Source organism: Streptomyces sp. NPDC020801 (assembly GCF_044334385.1).
GTDB lineage: Bacteria > Actinomycetota > Actinomycetes > Streptomycetales > Streptomycetaceae > Streptomyces.
Window position 1 is genome coordinate 41,907 of the sequence record NZ_JBIRST010000029.1, and the last position, 19,869, is coordinate 61,775.

Genomic DNA, 19,869 nt, shown 5'->3' on the forward strand with positions numbered 1-19,869 from the left:
GCTTGCTCGCCCAGGGCTTGTGTCCGGTGGAACACGTTCTTAGCATCGTCGGTGTTACATCAGTTGTGTCAAAAGCAAGGGGGCTGGATGGCAACGGCCAAGGCGGCGGGGCGGCACGGCCCGCTCACCGGTGTGCGCGTGGTCGAGCTGGCCGGCATCGGCCCGGGCCCGTTCGCCGGGATGCTGCTGGCCGACCTGGGCGCCGACGTGGTCCGGGTGGACCGCCCCGGCGGCGCCGTACTCGGCATCGACCCCGCCCGCGACATCACCAACCGCAACAAACGGTCGGTGGTCGCCGACCTGAAGTCCCCGGACGGCCCCGCCCGCGTCCTGGACCTCGCCGAGCGCGCCGACATCCTGATCGAGGGCTACCGCCCGGGTGTCGCCGAGCGCCTCGGCGTCGGCCCCGAGGCCTGCCACTCCCGCAACCCCCGGCTCGTCTACGGCCGGATGACCGGCTGGGGCCAGGACGGCCCGCTCTCCCCCCGCGCCGGACACGACATCGCCTACGTCGCCGTCACCGGCACCCTCGGCCTGATCGGCAGGCCGGACGAGCCCCCGGCCGTCCCCGCCAACATCCTCGGCGACTACGCCGGCGGCTCGCTCTACCTCGTCGTCGGGGTCCTCGCCGCCCTGCACCACGCGCGCGCGACCGGCGCAGGACAGGTTGTGGACGCCGCCATCGTCGACGGTGCCGCGCATCTGGCCGCGATGATCCACGGCATGCTCGCGGCCGGCGCCTGGCAGGACCGCCGCGGGTCCAACCTCCTGGACGGCGGATGCCCGTACTACGGCACCTACGAGACCGCCGACGGCGGGTACATGGCGGTCGGCGCCCTCGAGCCCCAGTTCTACGAGGAGTTCACCGACCGGCTCGGCCTCGCGGACAAGTACGCCGGGGCACGGACGGACGTCACCCGATGGGGTGAACTGCGTGAGGCGGTCGCCGGCCGCTTCGCCTCCCGTACCCGCGAGGAGTGGACGGCCGTCTTCGAGGGCTCCGACGCCTGCGTGGCGCCCGTGCTCTCGCTGCGCGAGGCCCCGCACCACCCGCACCTGGCCGCCCGCGGAACCTTCACCGACCACACCGGCATCACCCAGCCGGCCCCGGCGCCCCGCTTCTCGACCACCCCGACCGCCGTCCGCACCGCCCCCGCCCGGCCGGGCGCGGACACGGCGGACGTGGCCCGCGACTGGGACCTGCCCGCACTCCTCGAGGACGGTGCCTGATGGGCATACGGCGCTGACGCATTCTCAAGACCATCCCCCGACAAAACCCTCATTGAAAGGCTTGTCAGTGAGCACCGAAGCGTACGTGTACGACGCGATCCGCACCCCGCGCGGGCGTGGCAAGGCTGGCGGCGCCCTGCACGGCACCAAGCCCATCGACCTGGTCGTCGGACTCATCCACGAGATCCGTGACCGCTTCCCGGACCTCGACCCGGCAGCGGTCGACGACGTCGTGCTCGGCGTCGTCGGCCCCGTCGGCGACCAGGGCTCCGACATCGCCCGGATCGCCGCGATCGCGGCGGGGCTGCCGGACACGGTGGCCGGCGTGCAGGAGAACCGCTTCTGTGCCTCGGGCCTGGAGGCCGTGAACCTGGCCGCGGCCAAGGTGCGCTCGGGCTGGGAGGACCTGGTTCTCGCGGGCGGCGTCGAGTCGATGTCCAGGGTGCCCATGGCCTCCGACGGCGGCGCCTGGTTCAACGACCCGATGACCAACCTCGCCGTCAACTTCGTGCCCCAGGGCATCGGCGCCGACCTGATCGCCACCATCGAGGGCTTCACCCGGCGCGACGTCGACGAGTACGCGGCCCTGTCCCAGGAGCGCGCGGCCGCCGCCTGGAAGGACGGCCGCTTCGACCGGTCCGTGGTCCCGGTGAAGGACCGCAACGGCCTGGTCGTCCTCGACCGCGACGAGCACCCCCGCCCCGGCACCACCGCGGACTCGCTCGCCAAGCTGAAGCCGTCCTTCGCCGACATCGGCGAGCTCGGCGGCTTCGACGCCGTCGCCCTGCAGAAGTACCACTGGGTGGAGAAGATCGACCACGTCCACCACGCCGGCAACTCCTCCGGCATCGTGGACGGCGCCTCGCTGGTCGCCATCGGCTCCAGGGAGGTCGGCGAGCGCCACGGGCTGCGGCCGCGCGCGCGGATCGTCTCCGCCGCCGTCTCCGGCTCCGAGCCCACCATCATGCTCACCGGGCCCGCCCCCGCCACCCGCAAGGCGCTCGCCAAGGCCGGCCTGACCATCGACGACATCGACCTCGTCGAGATCAACGAGGCCTTCGCGGCGGTCGTGCTGCGTTTTGTGAAGGACATGGGCCTGTCCCTGGACAAGGTCAACGTCAACGGCGGCGCCATCGCCCTCGGCCATCCGCTCGGCGCCACCGGCGCGATGATCCTCGGCACCCTCGTCGACGAACTGGAGCGCCAGGACAAGCGCTACGGCCTCGCCACGCTGTGCGTGGGCGGCGGCATGGGCATCGCCACGATCGTCGAGCGCGTCTGATCCATCCCAGCGGCGCCCGCAGACCTCAGACTTCAACGGAGACCCCCGACATGACCGAGAGCACCACCATCCGCTGGGAACAGGACGACACCGGCGTCGTCACCCTCGTCCTCGACGACCCCCACCAGTCGGCGAACACCATGAACCAGGCGTTCCGCGACTCCCTCGCCGCGGTCACCGACCGCCTGGAGGCGGAGATCCAGGCCGATCCCGCATCCATCCGCGGCATCGTCCTCACCTCCGCCAAGAAGACCTTCTTCGCCGGCGGCGACCTTCGCGACCTCATCCGGGTCACCCCCGAGACCGCCCAGGAACTGTTCGACGGCGGTCTCGCCATCAAGCGGAACCTGCGCCGCATCGAGACCCTGGGCAAGCCGGTGGTCGCCGCCATCAACGGCGCGGCCCTGGGCGGCGGTTACGAAATCGCCCTGGCCTGCCACCACCGGATCGCCCTCGACACCCCGGGCACGAAGATCGGCTGCCCCGAGGTGACCCTGGGCCTGCTCCCCGGCGGCGGTGGAGTCGTGCGCACCGTGCGGCTGCTGGGCATCGCCGACGCCCTGCTGAAGGTCCTGCTCCAGGGCACCCAGTACAACGCGCGCCGCGCCCAGGAGGACGGTCTCGTCCACGACGTGGCCGCCACCCAGGACGAACTGCTCGCCAAGGCACGCGCCTTCATCGACGCCAACCCCGAGTCCCAGCAGCCCTGGGACGAGCCCGGCCACCGCATCCCGGGCGGCACTCCGGCCAACCCCAAGTTCGCCGCGAACCTGCCCGCCTTCCCGGCCACCCTGCGCAAGCAGACGAACGGCGCCCCCTACCCGGCCCCGCGGGCCATCCTGGCCGCCGCCGTCGAGGGCGCCCAGGTCGACTTCGAGACCGCCCAGGTCATCGAGGCCCGCTACTTCGTGGAGCTGGCCGCCGGGCAGACCTCGAAGAACATGATCCAGGCCTTCTTCTTCGACCTCCAGGCCGTCAACTCCGGCGCCAACCGGCCCCGGGGCGTCGAGCCCCGCCAGATCCGCAGGGTCGCCGTCCTCGGTGCCGGCATGATGGGCGCGGGCATCGCCTACTCGTGCGCCCGCGCGGGCATCGAGGTCGTCCTGAAGGACGTGTCCCTCGAGGCCGCCGTCAAGGGCAAGGGCTACTCCGAGAAGCTGTGCGCCAAGGCCGTCGCCAGGGGCCGTACCAGCCAGGAGAAGGCGGACGCGCTGCTCGCCCGGATCACGCCGACCGCCGAGGTGGCCGATCTCGCGGGCTGCGACGCGGTGATCGAGGCGGTCTTCGAGGACGTGGCCCTCAAGCACAAGGTGTTCGAGGAGATCGAGAGCGTCGTCGCGCCGGGCGCGCTGCTGTGCTCCAACACCTCCACCCTGCCGATCACCCTGCTGGCGGAGGGAGTTGAGCGGCAGAGCGACTTCATCGGGCTGCACTTCTTCTCACCCGTCGACAAGATGCCGCTGGTCGAGATCATCAAGGGCGAGCGCACCGGCGACGAGGCGCTGGCCCGCGCCTTCGACCTCGTCCGGCAGATCAGCAAGACGCCCATCGTCGTCAACGACTCGCGCGGCTTCTTCACCTCCAGGGTCATCGGCCACTTCATCAACGAGGGCGTGGCGATGGTCGGCGAGGGCATCGAGCCCGCCTCCGTCGAGCAGGCGGCCGCCCAGGCCGGCTACCCGGCCAAGGTGCTGTCCCTGATGGACGAGCTGACGCTCACGCTGCCCCGCAAGATCCGCAACGAGTCGAGGCGGGCCGTCGAGGAGGCGGGCGGCACCTGGGCCGCGCACCCCGCGGAGGCGGTCATCGACCGCATGGTCGACGAGTTCGGGCGCACCGGCCGCAGCGGCGGCGCGGGCTTCTACGAGTACGGCGAGGACGGCAGGCGGGCCGGGCTCTGGCCGGGCCTGCGCGAGCACTTCACCAAGCCGGGGTACGAGATCCCGTTCGAGGACATGCAGGAGCGCATGCTCTTCTCCGAGGCGCTGGACACGGTCACGCTCCTGGAGGAGGGCGTCCTGACCTCCGTCGCCGACGCCAACATCGGCTCGATCCTCGGCATCGGCTTCCCCGGCTGGACCGGCGGGGTGCTGCAGTACATCAACGGCTACCAGGGAGGTCTTCCCGGCTTCGTGGCCCGCGCGCGGGAACTCGCCGAGCGCTACGGCGAGCGGTTCACGCCTCCCGCCCTGCTGGTGGCGAAGGCGGAGAAGGGGGAGACCTTCACCGACGGGCGCTGACGCGCCGCTCACGCGGAGGGCGTGTCCCGGGGGTCCTGGCCCCGGGGCCCCTCCGGCCGGGCGGCGTCGACCCACTCGCGCAGCTCCTCCTTCAGCGACCGCTGGAAGGTGGTCAGCAGGGCCTGCACCACCAGCGGGTGCATGTGGGCGGACAGCGACTTCACGTCCTGCGTGCCGCGCTCGGCCACCGCCTCGCGCAGCAGCCCGGACAACTCGTGGGCGGCCGCCCGCGCGTGCTCGATCAGCGCCGTGCGGGCGGCGAGGATCGTCTCCTGGGACAGGGGGACGTCGAGCAGCTGTACGCCGAGCCGCAGCAGCCCGGAGTCGACGCGGAAGGCGTCCCCGTCGGCCACGGCCACGTTCATCGCGGCCAGCCGGCGCACCTCCTCCCCGGTGAGCGCCCGGCCCGCCCGCCGCTCCAGCTCCGGCCGGGTGAGCGTCTCCACCGTCTCCGGCGCCCAGGAGGCGACCACCGCGCAGTGGACGGCCAGGTCGTGCGGGGTCAGGTCGGGCGGCAACTGCCGCAGATGACGCTCGATCGCGGCGAGGGTCATCCCCTGGTGCTGCATCTCCTCGATCAGCGCCAGCCGCGCGAGGTGCTCCCGGCCGTAGTGACCTACCCGGCGCGGACCGATCACCGGGGGCGGCAGCAGGCCGCGGGTGCCGTAGAAGCGGACGGTGCGCACCGTGACGCCGGCCCGCGCGGCCAGCTCGTCGATGGTGAGGGTCGGCTCCCCGGTGTCGGTCGTCATGTGCAGCAGTATCGCTGCAGTACCGCTGTCTCACCAATGGTGTGAAAGCCCTGACCTGCGGTGTGCGACGGGTGACCGTTGCCAGGAGGTGTGGGGCCGGGCGGCCGAGAGGGCAGGTGACTGCCCCGGCCGCCCGGCCCGTCGCTCACTTGGCGTGCGCGTCGTCGGTGGCCTCGATCTTCTTCCACGACCTCGGCCGCGCGGGAGCCGTCGCCCGCTTGGCGACGGACGCCGCGCGGGCCGCGGGAGCGGACGGTTTCGCCGGCTGGAAGAGCCAGGTGTCGAAGAGCGCGGCCAGGGGCTTGCCGGAGACCTGCTCGGCGTACTTCTGGAAGTCGGCCACGGAGGCGTTGCCGTAGGCGTGCTGCTGCGGCCAGCCCTTGAGGACGGCGAAGAAGGCGTCGTCGCCGACCGCGTTGCGCAGTGCCTGGATGGCGAGCGCGCCGCGGTCGTAGACGGCGATGTCGAACTGGTCGTCCGGCCCCGGGTCGCCCGGCTTGACCGTCCAGAACGCGTCGTCGGCAGGGTGCGAGGCGTAGACGTAGTCCGCGAGCTCCTGCGCGGTGCCCTCGCCCTCGTGCTCGGACCACAGCCACTGCGCGTAGCGCGCGAAGCCCTCGTTGATCCAGATGTCCTTCCAGCCCTTGAGCGACACGCTGTCGCCGTACCACTGGTGGGCCAGCTCGTGTACGACGACGGAGGTGTTGGAGCCGTTCGCGAACTGCTTCGGGCTGTAGTACACGCGCGTCTGCGTCTCCAGCGCGTACCCGGTCGTCGTGTTCGGGACGTAGCCTCCGGCGGAGCTGAACGGATACGGCCCGAAATAGCCGCTCAGCCAGTCGACGATCTCTCCGGTGCGCTCCACGCTCGCCCGTGCCGCCCCGTCGTTGTCGCCGAGATCCCTGCTGTAGGCGTTGACGACCGGGGTGCCGCCCTCGGAGGTGCCCGTGGTGATGTCGAACCTCCCGAGCGCGAGCGTGGCCAGATACGTCGCCTGCGGCTTGTTCTCACGCCAGTTGTACCGGGTCCAGCCGAGCCGGGAAGCGGTCGACTGCAGCGTGCCGTTGGAGATCGCCTGGGTGCCGTCCGGCACGGCCACCGACACGTCGTAGGTGGCCTTGTCGCTCGGATGGTCGTTGCTCGGGAACCACCACCAGGCGGCCTCGGGCTCGTCCGCCGCGACCGCGCCGTCCGGGGTGCGGTGCCAGGCGGTGAAACCGTACGCGCTCTTGGCGGACGGCACCCCGCGGTAGCGGACCACCACCGTGACCGGTGTGCCCTTCGCCAGCGGCGTCTTCGGGGTGACCACCAGCTCGTGCTGACCCGAGGAGGAGAAGGCCGCCGGCGCGCCGTTGACCCGCACCTCGCTCACGTCCAGCAGGAAGTCCAGGTCGAAGCTGGAGAGGTCCTGCGTGGTCCGTGCGGAGATCGTCGCGGTACCCTCCAGCTCGTCGGTCGCGGGCCGGTACGTCAGCCTGAGGTCGTAGTGGGAGACGTCGTAGCCGCCGTTGCCGTAGTCGGGGTAGTAGGGGTCGCCGATGCCCGGCGCGCCGGGTGAGTAACTCGCGGCCGATGCCGGGATCGCCAGCAGAAGGGTGGCCGCCGCCAGTGCGCCCGGCGCGATGATTCTGCGGTGCACGTCAGCTCCAAGTAGTCAGGACGGGGGGTCTGCTCGGAGCCTATTGAGTCCCTCGGTCACCGGGCATGTCCATGGCCACCGCGGTCACACGATCGCCATTCGGCCGTCATGACCGCAGCGCTCACAGGGGTCCTTTCCGGCCACGGTCGGGTCCACCGGTCCGTCAGGTCCCCTCTTCTGCACGGGAGTTGCCCCCTGTACCGTCCCGCGCATGCCGATAAGCATGCGCATGAAGACCTGGAGGTCGCTCGCCGTGACGGCCACCGCCGTCCTGGCGGCAGCGCTCCTCACCCCGGCGCCGGCCCACGGCGCCCCACGCGACAGCCGGACCCCGCGCGAGAGCCGCCCCGTCTACTCCTACGCCCACGCCGTTCGCGAGGCCGTCTGGGTCGACACCGGACTCGACGGCGACGGCGACGGCAGGAGCGACCGCGTCGCCGTCGACATCGTCCGGCCCCGCGAACCGGCCCAGCAGGGCCGCAAAGTACCCGTGATCATGGACGCCAGCCCGTACTACTCCTGCTGCGGGCGCGGCAACGAGAGCCAGAAGAAGACCTACGACGCACACGGCCACGTCGTGCAGATGCCGCTGTTCTACGACAACTACTTCGTGCCTCGCGGCTACGCCTTCGTCGGCGTCGACCTCGCCGGCACGAGCCGCTCCGACGGCTGCGTCGACGTCGGCGGCCGCTTCGACGTCCAGTCCGCCAAGGCCGTCGTCGACTGGCTGGGCGGCCGCGCCAGGGCCTACACCACCCGCACCGGCTCCACCACGGTCAAGGCCACCTGGACCAACGGGACGACCGGCATGATCGGCAAGAGCTGGGACGGCACCATCGCCAACGGTGTGGCCGCCACCGGGGTCCGGGGCCTGAAGACCATCGTGCCGATCAGCGCCATCTCCTCCTGGTACGACTACTACTTCGCCAAGGGCGCCCCGCTCTACGGCTCCGGCCCCGACTGGCTGTCGAACTACGTGGAGAGCCCGGACGCGCAGGCCAGATGCGCGGCCGTGCAGAAGAAACTCGTCGACGGCGCCCCGCGCACCGGCGACTGGACCGGCCTGTGGACCGAGCGCGACTACGTCAAGGACGCGGGCAAGGTACGGGCGAGCGTCTTCCTCGTGCACGGCATGCAGGACCTCAACGTCCGCACCAAGAACTTCGGCCAGTGGTGGGACGCCCTGGCCAAGCACGATGTGCAGCGCAAGATCTGGCTCTCCCAGACCGGCCACGTCGACCCCTTCGACTTCCGCCGGGCCGCCTGGGCCGACACCCTCCACCGCTGGTTCGACCACGAACTCCTCGGCTACGACAACGGCATCGACCGCGAACCCATGGCCGACATCGAACGCCACCCCGACCAGTGGGTCACCTCCCGGACCTGGCCGCCGCGCGGCACCGGGGCGACCACCCTGCGCCCCGCCCCGGGCAGCCGGCCGGGCGTCGGGACCCTCGGCCTGCGCGGTGCCCACGGCACCGAGACCTTCACCGACGACCCCCGGCTGAGCGAGACCGACTGGGCCGCCGGGATCGACAAGCCGGCCCCGGAGAAGGCGGGCTTCGTCACGGGGCCGCTCAGCCGTGCGCTGCGGCTGTCCGGTTCCTCGCAGGTCACCGTCACCGCCACCCCGACCACCTCGACGGCACACCTGTCCGCCGTGCTCGTCGACCTCGGACCCGACACCATCCGCGACTACGCCGACGCCGCCGAGGGCATCACCACCCTCACCGACCGCACCTGCTGGGGCGCGAGCACGGCGGGCGACAGCGCCTGCTTCAAGGAGACCGAGGCCAGGACCAGCGCCGTCACGTACACGGTCCTCAGCCGCGGCTGGGCCGACCTCGGCAACTACGCCTCCGCCGGCAAGGGCGTACCGCTCACCCCCGGCAAGGCCTACACGATCACCCTGGACCTGGCGGCGACCGACCACGTCGTCCCCACGGGTCACCGTCTGGCGCTGATCGTGGCGGGCACGGACAAGGACCTCATCGATCCTCCGTCCAGCACCCCGACCCTCACCCTGGACCTGTCCCGCACCTCGGCGAAGGTCCCGCTCCTCGGCGGCACGGCGGCCTTCGCCCGGGCCACGGCCGGCTCGGCGCCCGCCGCACCGGGGGCCACGACCCTGGACGGCGTACGGGCACCGCACACCGTCCACCGGGTGCCGGCGCACTGACGTACACGGTTCAGGCGGCCGGGGCCACCAGCCCGGCCGCCTGGCGTGCGCAGCCCCACGCCACGGTGACCCCGGCCCCGCCGTGACCGTAGTTGTGCACCAGCACCCGCCCGCCGGGAAGCCGCTCACGCTCCAGCCGCACCGCGTGCCGCGCCGGACGCAGCCCGACCCGGTGCGCCAGCACCCGCGCCTCCGCGATCTCCGGCCGGAACGCCGCGCACCGCGCGACGATCGCCTCGGCCACCGCCGGATCGGGCGTCAGGGACCAGGCGTCCTCCTCGGCCGTACCGCCGAGGACGAGCCCGCCCGGCTGCGGGAAGAAGTAGGTGGAGGCGGCGGAGGTGTGGCCGACGGAGGTCAGCCACGTGGTGATCCCCGGGTTCTCCACGACGACGAGCTGCCCGCGCACGGGCCGCACCGCGGGGTCCGGTACGAGGGCCCGGGCGCCGAGGCCCGTGCAGTTGACCACCACCGGGGCGTCGACGGCGGCCAGATCCGTCACCGTCCGCTCCTCGACCCTCCCGCCCGCAGCCAGCAGCCGCTCCCGCAGCCACGGCAGATGGGCCGGCATGTCGATCAGCGGCAGCCGCGCCCACAGCCCCGTACCCGTGTACTCCCCGGCGCGCGCCTTACGCAGCCCGGGCACCCGCGCCGCCCACGGCCCGAGCGCGTCCAGCCGGGTCTCGCCGTGCACCCCCTCGACCATCCGCACACCCGTCTCACCGGGACGCGCGGCCAGTTCCTCGTACACGGCCAGGGATTCAAGGGCCCAGTCCCCGACGAGCGAGACCGGCTCGATCCGGTAGGGCCACCACAGCCCGCCGGCCACCGCCGACGTCGTACGCCCGGCCGGCTCCCGCGTCCACACCCGCACCCGCAGGCCGCGCTCGGCCAGCACGACGGCCGTCGTCAGCCCGGCGATCCCGCCGCCGACCACGACGGCCTCGCCACCCACCTCACTGTCCACGCAGGGACGGTAGCGGAATGTGTCACGGGGCGCTCACATCGGCCCCGCACCGGGAATACTCACCGCATGTCTGCCGAGTACGCGACCTTCGGCCTGGCCCCGGCGATGCGTGCCGGGGAAGTCCTCGCCGACGGCGGCCACCAGCGCCACCGGGACTTCGTGGACTTCGTCGTGGACGGGCGGCCGCTGCTCTACCGGCTGTCGGACCTGGACGCGGTCTCCCCGCTCGCCTCCGACATCCCGCCCGCCATCTTCACCGCGCAGGTGCGCGGCCTGCTGCTGGAGACCGAGGCGCCGCTGCCGGACGGCCGGTACGTCATCTACGGCTGCCCGGAGTGCGCGGACCTGGCCTGCGGCGCAGTCACCGCGGTCATCGAGAGGCACGGCACGGACGGCCGGGACTACCTCTGGCGGGACTTCGCCTGGCAGACGGACGAACACGCCGACCTGGAGCTCAACGGCTACCACGGCATCGGCCCGTTCCGCTTCGACGGCGCCGAGTACCGCGCGGCACTGGGCGCGCTGCTGGACGGCGGCGCCCCGGCCGCACGCCGCCGGGTGCTGCTGATCGGCGCCCGCGTCGCGTTGCCGGCCAGGCTCGCCGCCGCGCTGCGCACCATCGGCATCGGCGCCGACATCACCCACGACGCGCACGACGTCCCCGCCGACGAACTGCGCGCGTACGGCGCGGTCGCCTTCGGCCGGGCGGTCGGCGCGGAGGAACGCGCCGCCGTGCGCCACGCCTTCGAACGCGCCGGCATCGAGGCGGCCTACGTCGACGGACTCGCCCCGATCGTCCCGCTCCTCGTCGCCCAGATCGAACACGCCCTGGACCGCGGCCCGGTGGAACAGCGGCGCCTGACCCGCCTGGCCGCCGCCGGCGGCGCCGCGGAGGTCGACATCACCTCTCCCTGCCGGGTCCGGCTCACCGCGTACCGCCTCGACCGGTTCCACCGCACCCACACCCGCCAGGTCTTCGACGGCGTCCTGGCCCCGGGCCGGCACCGCATCCCGCTGGACGCCCGGGCGGTGCGGGGGGAGGCCTTCGTGGTGGCGCGGACCTCGGGGAGCGTGCTGGTCGCTGCGGTGGCGCGCTGAGCCCGGCCCGGGGCGGGCACTAGGATCGGCGCTCTGATGACTGCCACTCTCGTCGCCAAGAACCTCGCCGCCGGGCACGGTGACCGCTCGCTGTTCGCCGGGCTCGACCTCGTCGTCGCGCCCGGGGACGTGATCGGGCTGGTCGGTGCCAACGGCGCGGGCAAGTCCACGCTGCTCAGGATGCTTGCCGGGCTGAGCGCGCCCGAGCAGGGCGAACTCATCCTCTCCCCGCCGGCGGCGACCGTCGGACACCTTCCCCAGGAGCCGGACCGGCGCGCGGGCGAGACCGTCCGCCAGTTCCTCGCCCGCCGCACCGGGGTGGCCGCCGCCCAGCGCACCATGGACGAGGCCACTCAGGCGCTCGTCGAGGACGCACCGGGCGCGGACGACGCGTACGCGCTGAGCCTGGAGCGGTGGCTCGGCCTCGGCGGCGCAGACCTCGACGAGCGCGCCGAGGAGGTCGCGGACTCCCTCGGGCTGGCCGTCGGTCTCGACCAGCCCATGACGTCCCTGTCCGGCGGCCAGGCGGCCCGCGCCGGCCTCGCCTCGCTGCTGCTGTCCCGCTACGACGTCTTCCTGCTCGACGAGCCGACCAACGACCTCGACCTGGCCGGCCTGGAGCGGCTGGAGCGCTTCGTCACCGGGCTGCGCGCCGGAACCGTCGTCGTCAGCCACGACCGCGAGTTCCTCACCCGCACCGTCACCAAGGTCCTCGAACTCGACCTCGCCCAGCACCGGATCAACCTCTACGGCGGCGGCTACGCGGCCTACCTGGAGGAGCGCGAGGTGGCCCGCCGCCACGCCCGCGGCTCCTACGAGGAGTACGCCGACAAGAGGGCCGCCCTCCAGGACCGGGCGCAGATGCAGCGGGCCTGGATGGACAAGGGCGTGAAGAACGCCCGGCGCAAGGCGGGCAACGACAACGACAAGATCGGCCGCAAGTTCCGCAGCGAGGCCAGCGAGAAGCAGGCCGCGAAGGCCCGCCAGACCCAGCGCATGATCGAGCGCCTGGACGTCGTCGAGGAGCCCCGCAAGGAGTGGGAGCTGCGCATGGAGATCGCGGCGGCCCCGCGCTCGGGCGCCGTCGTCGCCACGCTGCGCGACGCCGAGGTACGGCGCGGCGGCTTCGTGCTCGGCCCGGTGTCCCTGCAGATCGACTGGGCGGACCGGGTGGCGGTCACCGGTGCGAACGGCGCGGGCAAGTCGACGCTGCTGGCCGCCCTGCTGGGCCGCGTCCCCCTGGACGCCGGACACGCGGCGCTGGGCTCCGGCGTCCTGGTCGGCGAGGTCGACCAGGCCCGCCGACTGTTCCACGGCCCCGAGACCCTCCTGGACGCCTTCTGCACGGCCGTCCCCGACACCGAGCCGGCGGAGGTCCGCACCCTGCTCGCCAAGTTCGGCCTCAAGGCGGCCCATGTCCTGCGCCCCGCGGCGACCCTCTCCCCGGGCGAGCGCACCCGGACGGCGCTCGCCCTCCTCCAGGGCAGAGGCGTCAACCTGCTGGTCCTCGACGAGCCGACCAACCACCTCGACCTGCCCGCCATCGAGCAGCTGGAGTCCGCCCTGGACTCCTACGAGGGCACCCTCCTGCTGGTCACCCACGACCGCCGCATGCTCGACGCGGTACGCGTCACCCGGCAACTGGAGGTCGCCGACGGCAAGGTGACGGAGCGCTAGCGCTGCGATCGGAGAGGTTCACCGGCTCGCGACGCCCGGCGCGGCACCTCACCGCGTTGTCGCATCACCCGAGTACATATCCAGTACGCGGGCGATGCTCCGCCTTGCGATGCACCGCACCGGACGCCGCGGGCTATCCGGCGAACCTTTCCGGCCACAGCACTAGGTCCGGATCGGCGGTCACCGGTGCGGGCGCGGGGCCCTACACTCGGCAACCGTTGCCCAGCGGAGCGAAACCGCAGACCGAAAGGCCTGGTTGCCCATGTTCCAAGACGCCCCCATCTACCACCAACTCGTCGCCGAGCGTGGTGACGTGCCCGCCCGCGTCCGCGACGCGGCCACGACCATACGTCTCGAACTCGAGCAGGTGATGCGGACCGGACAGCCACCGGGCGCCTTCGGGCCGGGGCCGTCGCCGCAGGGGCCGGCCCCACGACCCCACTCCGCGCTACCGCCGGGCCCACACCCGCGATAGCGCCCCGCCGGTACCGGGGACCATGACCGGACGGTCGAACCGGCCGGACGGCCCCGCACCGGCGGGACGGGCGGCTGACCGCACCGGCCGTCCGGTGCGGGTTGCCCGGAGGGGCCGCATTGACGGGACGGGCCGCCGGCCGGACCGGCCGTCCGGTGCGGGTTGCCCGGAGGGGCCGCTGACCGGACCCGCCGGAAGGCACCGATTGCCGGCGCCCCGGATTGGCTCCTGCGGCCCGGATTGGCTCTACGGCCCGGATTGGACGAGCGGGCCCGAACTCGCCCTCAGCTGCAGCGAGTTCGGGCCCGCAGTCGTCAGCGTCGGCCGTTCTTCGGGTCCACCAGACCAGCGCGGCGCAGCGCGTCGGCCATGGCGCTGTTGGCGGGCGGTGGCGCCTGGCGCGAGCCGCCACCGCCGCCGCCACCGCCACCGCGGCCCTGGCGCTGCTGCGGCGGACGCCCGCCGCGCTGCCGCCGCTCACCGCCGCCGCCCTGCCCCTGCCGGTCCTGCGGCGCCGCCTCGTCGTCCAGGCGCAGGGTCAGCGAGATCCGCTTGCGTGGAATGTCGACGTCGAGCACCTTGACCTTGACGATGTCACCCGGCTTGACCACGTCCCGCGGGTCCTTCACGAACGTCCTCGACATCGCCGAGACGTGCACCAGACCGTCCTGGTGGACACCGACGTCCACGAACGCGCCGAAGGCCGCCACATTCGTCACCACGCCCTCCAGGATCATCCCGGACGACAGGTCGGAGATCTTCTCCACGCCCTCCTTGAAGGTGGCCGTCCGGAAGGCCGGCCGCGGGTCGCGTCCTGGCTTCTCCAGCTCCTTGAGGATGTCGGTGACCGTCGGCAGACCGAAGGTGTCGTCCACGAAGTCGGCCGGCTTCAGGGAACGCAGCACGCCCGTGTTGCCGACGAGGGAGGCCACCTCCTGGCCAGTGGTCTTCACCATGCGCCGCACCACCGGGTACGCCTCGGGGTGCACGCTGGAGGCGTCCAGCGGGTCGTCGCCGCCGCGGATCCTGAGGAAGCCCGCGCACTGCTCGTAGGCCTTCGGACCGAGCCGCGAGACGTTCTTCAGCTGGCCGCGCGAGGTGAACGGGCCGTTGGTGTCCCGGTGCGCCACGATGTTCTCGGCCAGCCCGGAGGTGATGCCGGAGACCCTCGTGAGCAGCGGTACGGACGCGGTGTTGACGTCCACGCCCACGCCGTTCACACAGTCCTCGACCACCGCGTCCAGCGAGCGGGACAGCTTCACCTCGGACAGGTCGTGCTGGTACTGGCCGACACCGATCGACTTGGGGTCGATCTTCACCAGCTCGGCCAGCGGGTCCTGCAGCCGGCGGGCGATGGAGACGGCGCCGCGCAACGAGACGTCCATGCCCGGCAGTTCCTGCGAGGCGTAGGAGGACGCCGAGTACACCGACGCGCCCGCCTCCGACACCATCACCTTGGTGAGCTTCAGCTCCGGGTGCCTGGTGATCAGTTCGCCGGCGAGCCTGTCGGTCTCGCGGGAGGCCGTGCCGTTGCCGATGGCGATCAGCTCGACCTCGTGCTCCTTGGCGAGGCGCGCCAGCCTGCCGATCGCCTCGTCCCACTTGTTGGCCGGGACATGGGGATGGATCACGTCGGTCGCCACGGCCTTGCCGGTCGCGTCGACCACGGCCACCTTCACACCGGTACGGAAGCCCGGGTCCAGACCCAGCGTCGCGCGGGTGCCCGCCGGGGCGGCGAGCAGCAGGTCGCGCAGGTTGGCCGCGAACACGTTGACCGCCTCGTCCTCGGCGGCCGTACGCAGCCTGAGGCGCATGTCGATGCCCAGGTGGACGAGGAGGCGGGTGCGCCAGGCCCAGCGGACCGTGTCCTTCAGCCACTTGTCGGCGGGCCGGCCGCGGTCGGCGATGCCGAAGCGGTGCGCCACGATGCCCTCGAACGACGACGGGCCGTCCGTGGGCTCCTCGGGCTCCAGGACGAGGTCCAGGACCTCCTCCTTCTCGCCGCGCAGCATCGCCAGGATCCGGTGCGAGGGCAGCTCGGTGAACGGCTCGGTGAAGTCGAAGTAGTCGGCGAACTTGGCGCCCGCCTCCTCCTTGCCCTCGCGAACCTTGGCCGCCAGCCGCCCGCGCACCCACATGCGCTCGCGCAGCTCTCCGATCAGGTCGGCGTCCTCCGAGAACCGCTCGGTGAGGATCGCCCGCGCACCGTCGAGCGCGGCCTGCGGATCGGGCACCCCCTTGTCCGCGTCCACGAAGGCGGCCGCCGCGGCGAGCGGCTCGACGCCCGGGTCACCGAGCAGCCCCTCGGCCAGCGGCTCCAGGCCCGCCTCCCGCGCGATCTGCGCCTTGGTCCGCCGCTTCGGCTTGTACGGCAGGTAGACGTCCTCCAGCCGCGCCTTGGTCTCGGCGCCGCGGATCTGCGCCTCGAGTTCCCCGGTGAGCTTGCCCTGCTCGCGCACCGACTCCAGGATCGCCGTCCGCCGCTCCTCCAGCTCCCGCAGATAACGCAGCCGCTCCTCGATCGTGCGCAGCTGCGCGTCGTCGAGCATCTCGGTCGCTTCCTTGCGGTAGCGCGCGATGAAGGGCACCGTCGAACCGCCGTCGAGCAGCTCCACGGCGGCCTTGACCTGCCGCTCCCGTACGCCGAGCTCCTCGGCGATCCTGCCTTCGATGGACCCTGTGAGGGGTGTCGTCACGATCCCGTACCGCCTTCTCCACTTCGGGTTGCGCCGCAATTGTGGCAGGCCGCACCGGCAACCGGGGATCAGGGCGGCACACGGCGGGGCGAGTGTGACGGGCGGGACGGAGGTACGGCACCGGACCGCACCGAACCCCGCCGGGGACAGATGCCACCCTTTCGAACCGCGACCGCGCGTCGAACCGCGACCGCGCGTCGAACCGCGACCGCGCGTCGAACCGCGACCGCGCGTCGAACCGCGACCGCGCGCTCAGCCGACGGCAGCACCGAACCACTCGGGCAGCCGGCTGAGCAGATCCTGCTGATCCGCACCGACCCACGCCACGTGGCCGTCCGGCCGCAGCAGCACCGCGGGCACGTCCAGTTCCTCGCTGACGTCGACGACGTGGTCGACCCGATCCGCCCAGCCCCGCACCGAGAGCCGGCCGGTCTGGTCGAGCAGCAGTCCGCGGCCGCCGTGCATCAGCTCGTAGAGGCGCCCCTGCCTCAGCTTCAGGTCCCGCATCCGCCGGCCGAGCAGTTCATGGCCCTCGCCGAAGTCGTAGCGGACCCCGATTGCGGTGATCATCCCGGTCACGTAGCGGTTCACCTCCTCGAAGTCCATCAGCTTCGAGAACAGCTCCCGCAGCGCGGTCGCACCCGGATCGGTGCCCAGCAGCGTGATCTGCGCGCGGGTGTTGTCCAGCACGCGGGCGCCCACCGGGTGCCGTTCGGTGTGGTAGCTGTCCAGCAGCCCCTCCGGTGCCCAGCCGTTGACCGCGGCGGCCAGCTTCCAGCCGAGGTTGAACGCGTCCTGCACACCGAGGTTGAGCCCCTGCCCGCCGGTCGGGGGGTGGATGTGCGCCGCGTCGCCGGCCAGCAGCACCCGGCCGACCCGGTAGCGCTCGGCCTGCCGGGTGGCGTCGCCGAACCGGGAGAGCCAGCGCGGCGAGTGCACGCCGAAGTCCGTGCCCGCGAACACCCGCAGCTGCTGCTTGAACTCCTCCAGGGTCGGCGCGGTCGCACGGTCCTCGGCCACCCCGTCGGCGGGCACGACGATGCGGTACGTCCCGTCCCCGTTGGGGATGGTGCCGAACCGCAGTTGGGTCTTGCGGACTTCCGCGACGACGGCTGCGACCGTCGCCGGATCCTCGCTCATCTCCATGTCGCCCAGCAGCGTCTCGACCTTGGCGGGCTCACCGGGGAAGCCGACGCCGAGCTCCCTGCGCACCGCACTGCGGCCGCCGTCGCACCCGACGAGGTAGCGCGAGCGCAGTTGCGTGCCGTCCGCCAGCTCGACGGTCACCCCGGCCGCGGCCGCGTCATCGGACTGGCTCAGCCCGACCACTTCGCAACCGCGCCGGATCTCGGCACCGAGTTCGAGGGCCCGCTCGTCGAGCAGCCGCTCGGTGACCGGCTGCAGGGTGGAGAGGCCGTACGGGTGCGCCGTGTCCAGCCGGTCCGGCCACGGCTTGTGGATGCCGCCGAAGAAACCGCCGACCTGGAACTTCTCACTGACGGCGAGGAACCGGTCCAGCAGGCCGCGCTGGTCCATCATCTCGACGCTGCGCGCGTGCAGGCCGCGCCCGCGGGACTGCCCGGTCGGTTCGGTCAGCTTCTCCAGCACGAGCACGTGCACGCCGTGCAGCCGAAGCTCGCCGGCCAGCATCAAGCCGGTCGGTCCGCCGCCGACCACGATCACGTCAATCATCAGGACACCCATTCGACGCGACTGGAAGAATCTGCCGTTTCCGCAGGCTCTGGCCTTGGCCGAGCATTCTGCGGCACGACCCGGGCCTTGCCGCAAGGCCCCCCGCGCGCTATAAGTTGAAAGTGGCAAGGAGTGGGTGTTCTCCTTGCCTTTGTTGTCCGTTGGGGACGGACAGGCCCCCTCCCGAAGCGGTGACGCCGTCGAGAGCGCGGCCATTCGGCGCTTGGCGCGAGTTCTCCGCCCCACCTCCGTGTCACCCGTCTCGCCCAGTCACAGCAAGTCCCGGGCAGGCGGCCACGAAGCGCGACCCGCGGCCGCCCTACGCCGCCGGGTCCCCTCAGAGGGCGCCCGCGCACCCGGTCGGCGCCCTCCGCGCCCGCAGCCGCTTCATCCTCCGGTGGACACGCTGTACGAGAACCGCGGCGCCCTGCGCTCCAGGAACGCGGCGACCCCCTCCGCGGTGTCACCGCTGCCGCGCGCCTGCCCGGCCCAGTGGGCGTCGCGGTCGGTGCGGCCGTCCGCGAACTCCTTCGCCGCGGCCTGCGTCAGCTGCGAACGCGCCACCAGGACCCGGGTGAACTCCGCGACGCGCTTGGCCAGTTCGCCCTCCGGCAGCACCTCGTCGACCAGGCCGGTGCGCAGCGCCCGCTCCGCATCGATCAGCTCGCCCGAGAAGAGCAGGTACTTGGCGGTGGCCGGACCCACCAGGGACACCAACCGCCGGGTGGAGGAGGCGGGATAGACGATCCCGAGCTTGGCGGGCGTCACCCCGAACAGTGCCCCCGCCTCCGCGAACCGCAGATCGCAGGCCGCCGCGAGCTGGGCGCCGCCGCCCACACAGTGCCCGCGCACCGCCGCCAGGGTCGGCTTGGGGAACGCGGCGAGCGCCTCCTCGGCGCGCACCGCCAGGCGCTGCGCCTCCTGCGGCGAGTCGCGCAGCGTGGAGATGTCGGCACCCGCGCAGAACGTGCCGTCCGCGCCGGTCAGCACCAGCGCCCGCACGCCCGGATCGGCCGCGAGGCCGTCCAGCAACGTGGGCAGCGCCCGCCACATCGCGGCCGTCATGGCGTTGCGCTTGGCCGGGTGGTGGACGACGACGGTGGCGACCGCGTCGGTGACGTCGTGCAGCAGTTGCGGCTCCATGCGCCGGATGCTATCGGCCCTGCCGAGCGGCATGGTCACCGGCCGGACGGCCGAAAGGGACCCGCGGACCGTACAACCCGAATAGTTCGAGAAGTCGGCGCGGACCGGGCAGGAACGGTCCTCTTCTTGACCAACTCGGGCCCAGCCGGTCGGAAGGCGCTCGAAATCAGCTGACTTGTGTTCAGGTCTTGGGGGTGCAGTGGTGCGTTACCAACACTCGACGTGTGGTGACAATCGAGCGCGAGGGTGGCGACCCGACGATGGACAACCACGGGCGCGGGCACGACCCGCGTCCAGAAGGCGGCGCGGGGGTACCCCTGGCGGACGGGCTGCCCGATCCACTGCCGTACGAGGGGGTCTGGCGGTTCACCGCACCCGCCGTCGACGCCTCGGTCCCGCAGGCCCGGCACGCCGTACGGGACCTGCTGCTGCGCCAGGGAGTGCCGGCCTCGGACGACCTGGTCCACGGGCTGCTGCTCATCGTGTCCGAGCTGGTCACGAACGCCGTACGGCACGCGGCGCTGCTGTCGCCGATGCTCGCCGTGGAGGTCGCCGTCGGCGCCGAGTGGGTGCGGGTGTCCGTGGAGGACAACCATCCCTACCGCCCGACCGCGCTGGAGGCCGACCACGGGCGGACCGGCGGGCGCGGACTGCTGCTGGTCCGCGAGATCGCCCGGGAGGCGGGCGGGGTGTGCGACGTGGAGCACACGGCCGGCGGCGGCAAGGTGATCTGGGCCGCCCTGCCACTCAAACCCGCCCGGTAGCCGGGCGGACCGGACCGCAGGTGTACGACACCCGG

14 protein-coding genes are annotated in these 19,869 nt (G+C 72.5%); 8 read left to right on the forward strand and 6 right to left on the reverse strand.

Annotated elements, in window-relative coordinates:
• The first annotated feature begins 87 nt into the window (after nucleotides 1-87).
• From ACH4UM_RS36820 to ACH4UM_RS36830, 3 genes are all read left to right on the forward strand, one after another.
• Nucleotides 88-1,230: a CaiB/BaiF CoA transferase family protein gene (locus ACH4UM_RS36820; RefSeq protein ID WP_398189415.1), complete on the forward strand. Its 1,143-nt coding sequence runs from the start codon at nucleotides 88-90 to the stop codon at nucleotides 1,228-1,230.
• 67 nt (nucleotides 1,231-1,297) lie between these two features.
• Complete coding sequence (locus ACH4UM_RS36825) at nucleotides 1,298-2,512, forward strand: acetyl-CoA C-acetyltransferase (protein WP_398189418.1); 1,215 nt, start codon at nucleotides 1,298-1,300, stop codon at nucleotides 2,510-2,512.
• A 50-nt stretch (nucleotides 2,513-2,562) separates the two neighbouring features.
• Nucleotides 2,563-4,752, forward strand: coding sequence for a 3-hydroxyacyl-CoA dehydrogenase NAD-binding domain-containing protein (locus ACH4UM_RS36830; protein ID WP_398189421.1), 2,190 nt, complete (start codon nucleotides 2,563-2,565; stop codon nucleotides 4,750-4,752).
• Between the two features lie 8 nt (nucleotides 4,753-4,760).
• Here ACH4UM_RS36830 and ACH4UM_RS36835 read toward each other — a convergent pair whose 3' ends face one another.
• Complete coding sequence (locus ACH4UM_RS36835; protein WP_398189424.1) at nucleotides 4,761-5,504, reverse strand: MerR family transcriptional regulator; 744 nt, start codon at nucleotides 5,502-5,504, stop codon at nucleotides 4,761-4,763.
• A gap of 145 nt (nucleotides 5,505-5,649) precedes the next feature.
• Nucleotides 5,650-7,143, reverse strand: coding sequence for a M1 family metallopeptidase (locus ACH4UM_RS36840; RefSeq protein WP_398189427.1), 1,494 nt, complete (start codon nucleotides 7,141-7,143; stop codon nucleotides 5,650-5,652).
• 211 nt (nucleotides 7,144-7,354) lie between these two features.
• On the opposite strand from ACH4UM_RS36840, the gene ACH4UM_RS36845 reads away from it, so the two are divergent.
• Nucleotides 7,355-9,322: a Xaa-Pro dipeptidyl-peptidase gene (locus tag ACH4UM_RS36845; RefSeq protein WP_398189430.1), complete on the forward strand. Its 1,968-nt coding sequence runs from the start codon at nucleotides 7,355-7,357 to the stop codon at nucleotides 9,320-9,322.
• 10 nt (nucleotides 9,323-9,332) lie between these two features.
• On the opposite strand, the gene ACH4UM_RS36850 is transcribed toward ACH4UM_RS36845, so the two are convergent.
• Entirely contained in the window at nucleotides 9,333-10,289 is a 957-nt protein-coding gene (locus tag ACH4UM_RS36850) for an FAD-dependent oxidoreductase (protein WP_398189432.1), read from the reverse strand.
• Nucleotides 10,290-10,355: 66 nt separating this feature from the next.
• On the opposite strand from ACH4UM_RS36850, the gene ACH4UM_RS36855 reads away from it, so the two are divergent.
• The 3 genes from ACH4UM_RS36855 (at nucleotide 10,356) to ACH4UM_RS36865 (ending at nucleotide 13,539) form a co-directional block, all read left to right on the forward strand.
• Nucleotides 10,356-11,387, forward strand: a complete 1,032-nt coding sequence (locus tag ACH4UM_RS36855) for an oxidoreductase (protein ID WP_398189435.1) — start codon at nucleotides 10,356-10,358, stop codon at nucleotides 11,385-11,387.
• Between the two features lie 36 nt (nucleotides 11,388-11,423).
• Nucleotides 11,424-13,064 carry an ABC-F family ATP-binding cassette domain-containing protein gene (locus tag ACH4UM_RS36860; protein WP_398189438.1) on the forward strand — a complete coding sequence of 547 codons (1,641 nt, stop codon included), beginning with the start codon at nucleotides 11,424-11,426 and terminating at the stop codon, nucleotides 13,062-13,064.
• Between the two features lie 262 nt (nucleotides 13,065-13,326).
• Nucleotides 13,327-13,539, forward strand: coding sequence for a hypothetical protein (locus ACH4UM_RS36865; RefSeq protein WP_398189441.1), 213 nt, complete (start codon nucleotides 13,327-13,329; stop codon nucleotides 13,537-13,539).
• A 314-nt stretch (nucleotides 13,540-13,853) separates the two neighbouring features.
• Here ACH4UM_RS36865 and ACH4UM_RS36870 read toward each other — a convergent pair whose 3' ends face one another.
• From ACH4UM_RS36870 to ACH4UM_RS36880, 3 genes are all read right to left on the reverse strand, one after another.
• Nucleotides 13,854-16,235 carry a Tex family protein gene (locus ACH4UM_RS36870; RefSeq protein ID WP_398189443.1) on the reverse strand — a complete coding sequence of 794 codons (2,382 nt, stop codon included), beginning with the start codon at nucleotides 16,233-16,235 and terminating at the stop codon, nucleotides 13,854-13,856.
• Between the two features lie 252 nt (nucleotides 16,236-16,487).
• Nucleotides 16,488-17,927 carry a rifampin monooxygenase gene (gene rox, locus ACH4UM_RS36875; RefSeq protein ID WP_398189446.1) on the reverse strand — a complete coding sequence of 480 codons (1,440 nt, stop codon included), beginning with the start codon at nucleotides 17,925-17,927 and terminating at the stop codon, nucleotides 16,488-16,490.
• A 387-nt stretch (nucleotides 17,928-18,314) separates the two neighbouring features.
• Complete coding sequence (locus ACH4UM_RS36880) at nucleotides 18,315-19,070, reverse strand: enoyl-CoA hydratase/isomerase family protein (RefSeq protein WP_398189449.1); 756 nt, start codon at nucleotides 19,068-19,070, stop codon at nucleotides 18,315-18,317.
• A 260-nt stretch (nucleotides 19,071-19,330) separates the two neighbouring features.
• Here ACH4UM_RS36880 and ACH4UM_RS36885 point away from each other — a divergent pair, with 260 nt between their 5' ends.
• A complete protein-coding gene (locus tag ACH4UM_RS36885) occupies nucleotides 19,331-19,834 on the forward strand; it encodes an ATP-binding protein (RefSeq protein WP_398189509.1) in 504 nt (167 codons plus the stop codon).
• Nucleotides 19,835-19,869 lie beyond the last annotated feature (35 nt).

Excerpts from the sequence above, each read along its gene's own strand:
- ACH4UM_RS36820 (WP_398189415.1), top strand. The coding sequence starts at position 88 with ATGGCAACGGCCAAGGCGGCGGGGCGGCACGGCCCGCTCACCGGTGTG.
- ACH4UM_RS36830 (WP_398189421.1), top strand. The coding sequence starts at position 2,563 with ATGACCGAGAGCACCACCATCCGCTGGGAACAGGACGACACCGGCGTC.
- ACH4UM_RS36835 (WP_398189424.1), bottom strand. The coding sequence starts at position 5,504 with ATGACGACCGACACCGGGGAGCCGACCCTCACCATCGACGAGCTGGCC.
- ACH4UM_RS36845 (WP_398189430.1), top strand. The coding sequence starts at position 7,355 with ATGCCGATAAGCATGCGCATGAAGACCTGGAGGTCGCTCGCCGTGACG.
- ACH4UM_RS36855 (WP_398189435.1), top strand. The coding sequence starts at position 10,356 with ATGTCTGCCGAGTACGCGACCTTCGGCCTGGCCCCGGCGATGCGTGCC.
- ACH4UM_RS36860 (WP_398189438.1), top strand. The coding sequence starts at position 11,424 with ATGACTGCCACTCTCGTCGCCAAGAACCTCGCCGCCGGGCACGGTGAC.
- ACH4UM_RS36865 (WP_398189441.1), top strand. The coding sequence starts at position 13,327 with ATGTTCCAAGACGCCCCCATCTACCACCAACTCGTCGCCGAGCGTGGT.
- rox (WP_398189446.1), bottom strand. The coding sequence starts at position 17,927 with ATGATTGACGTGATCGTGGTCGGCGGCGGACCGACCGGCTTGATGCTG.
- ACH4UM_RS36880 (WP_398189449.1), bottom strand. The coding sequence starts at position 19,070 with ATGGAGCCGCAACTGCTGCACGACGTCACCGACGCGGTCGCCACCGTC.
- ACH4UM_RS36885 (WP_398189509.1), top strand. The coding sequence starts at position 19,331 with ATGGACAACCACGGGCGCGGGCACGACCCGCGTCCAGAAGGCGGCGCG.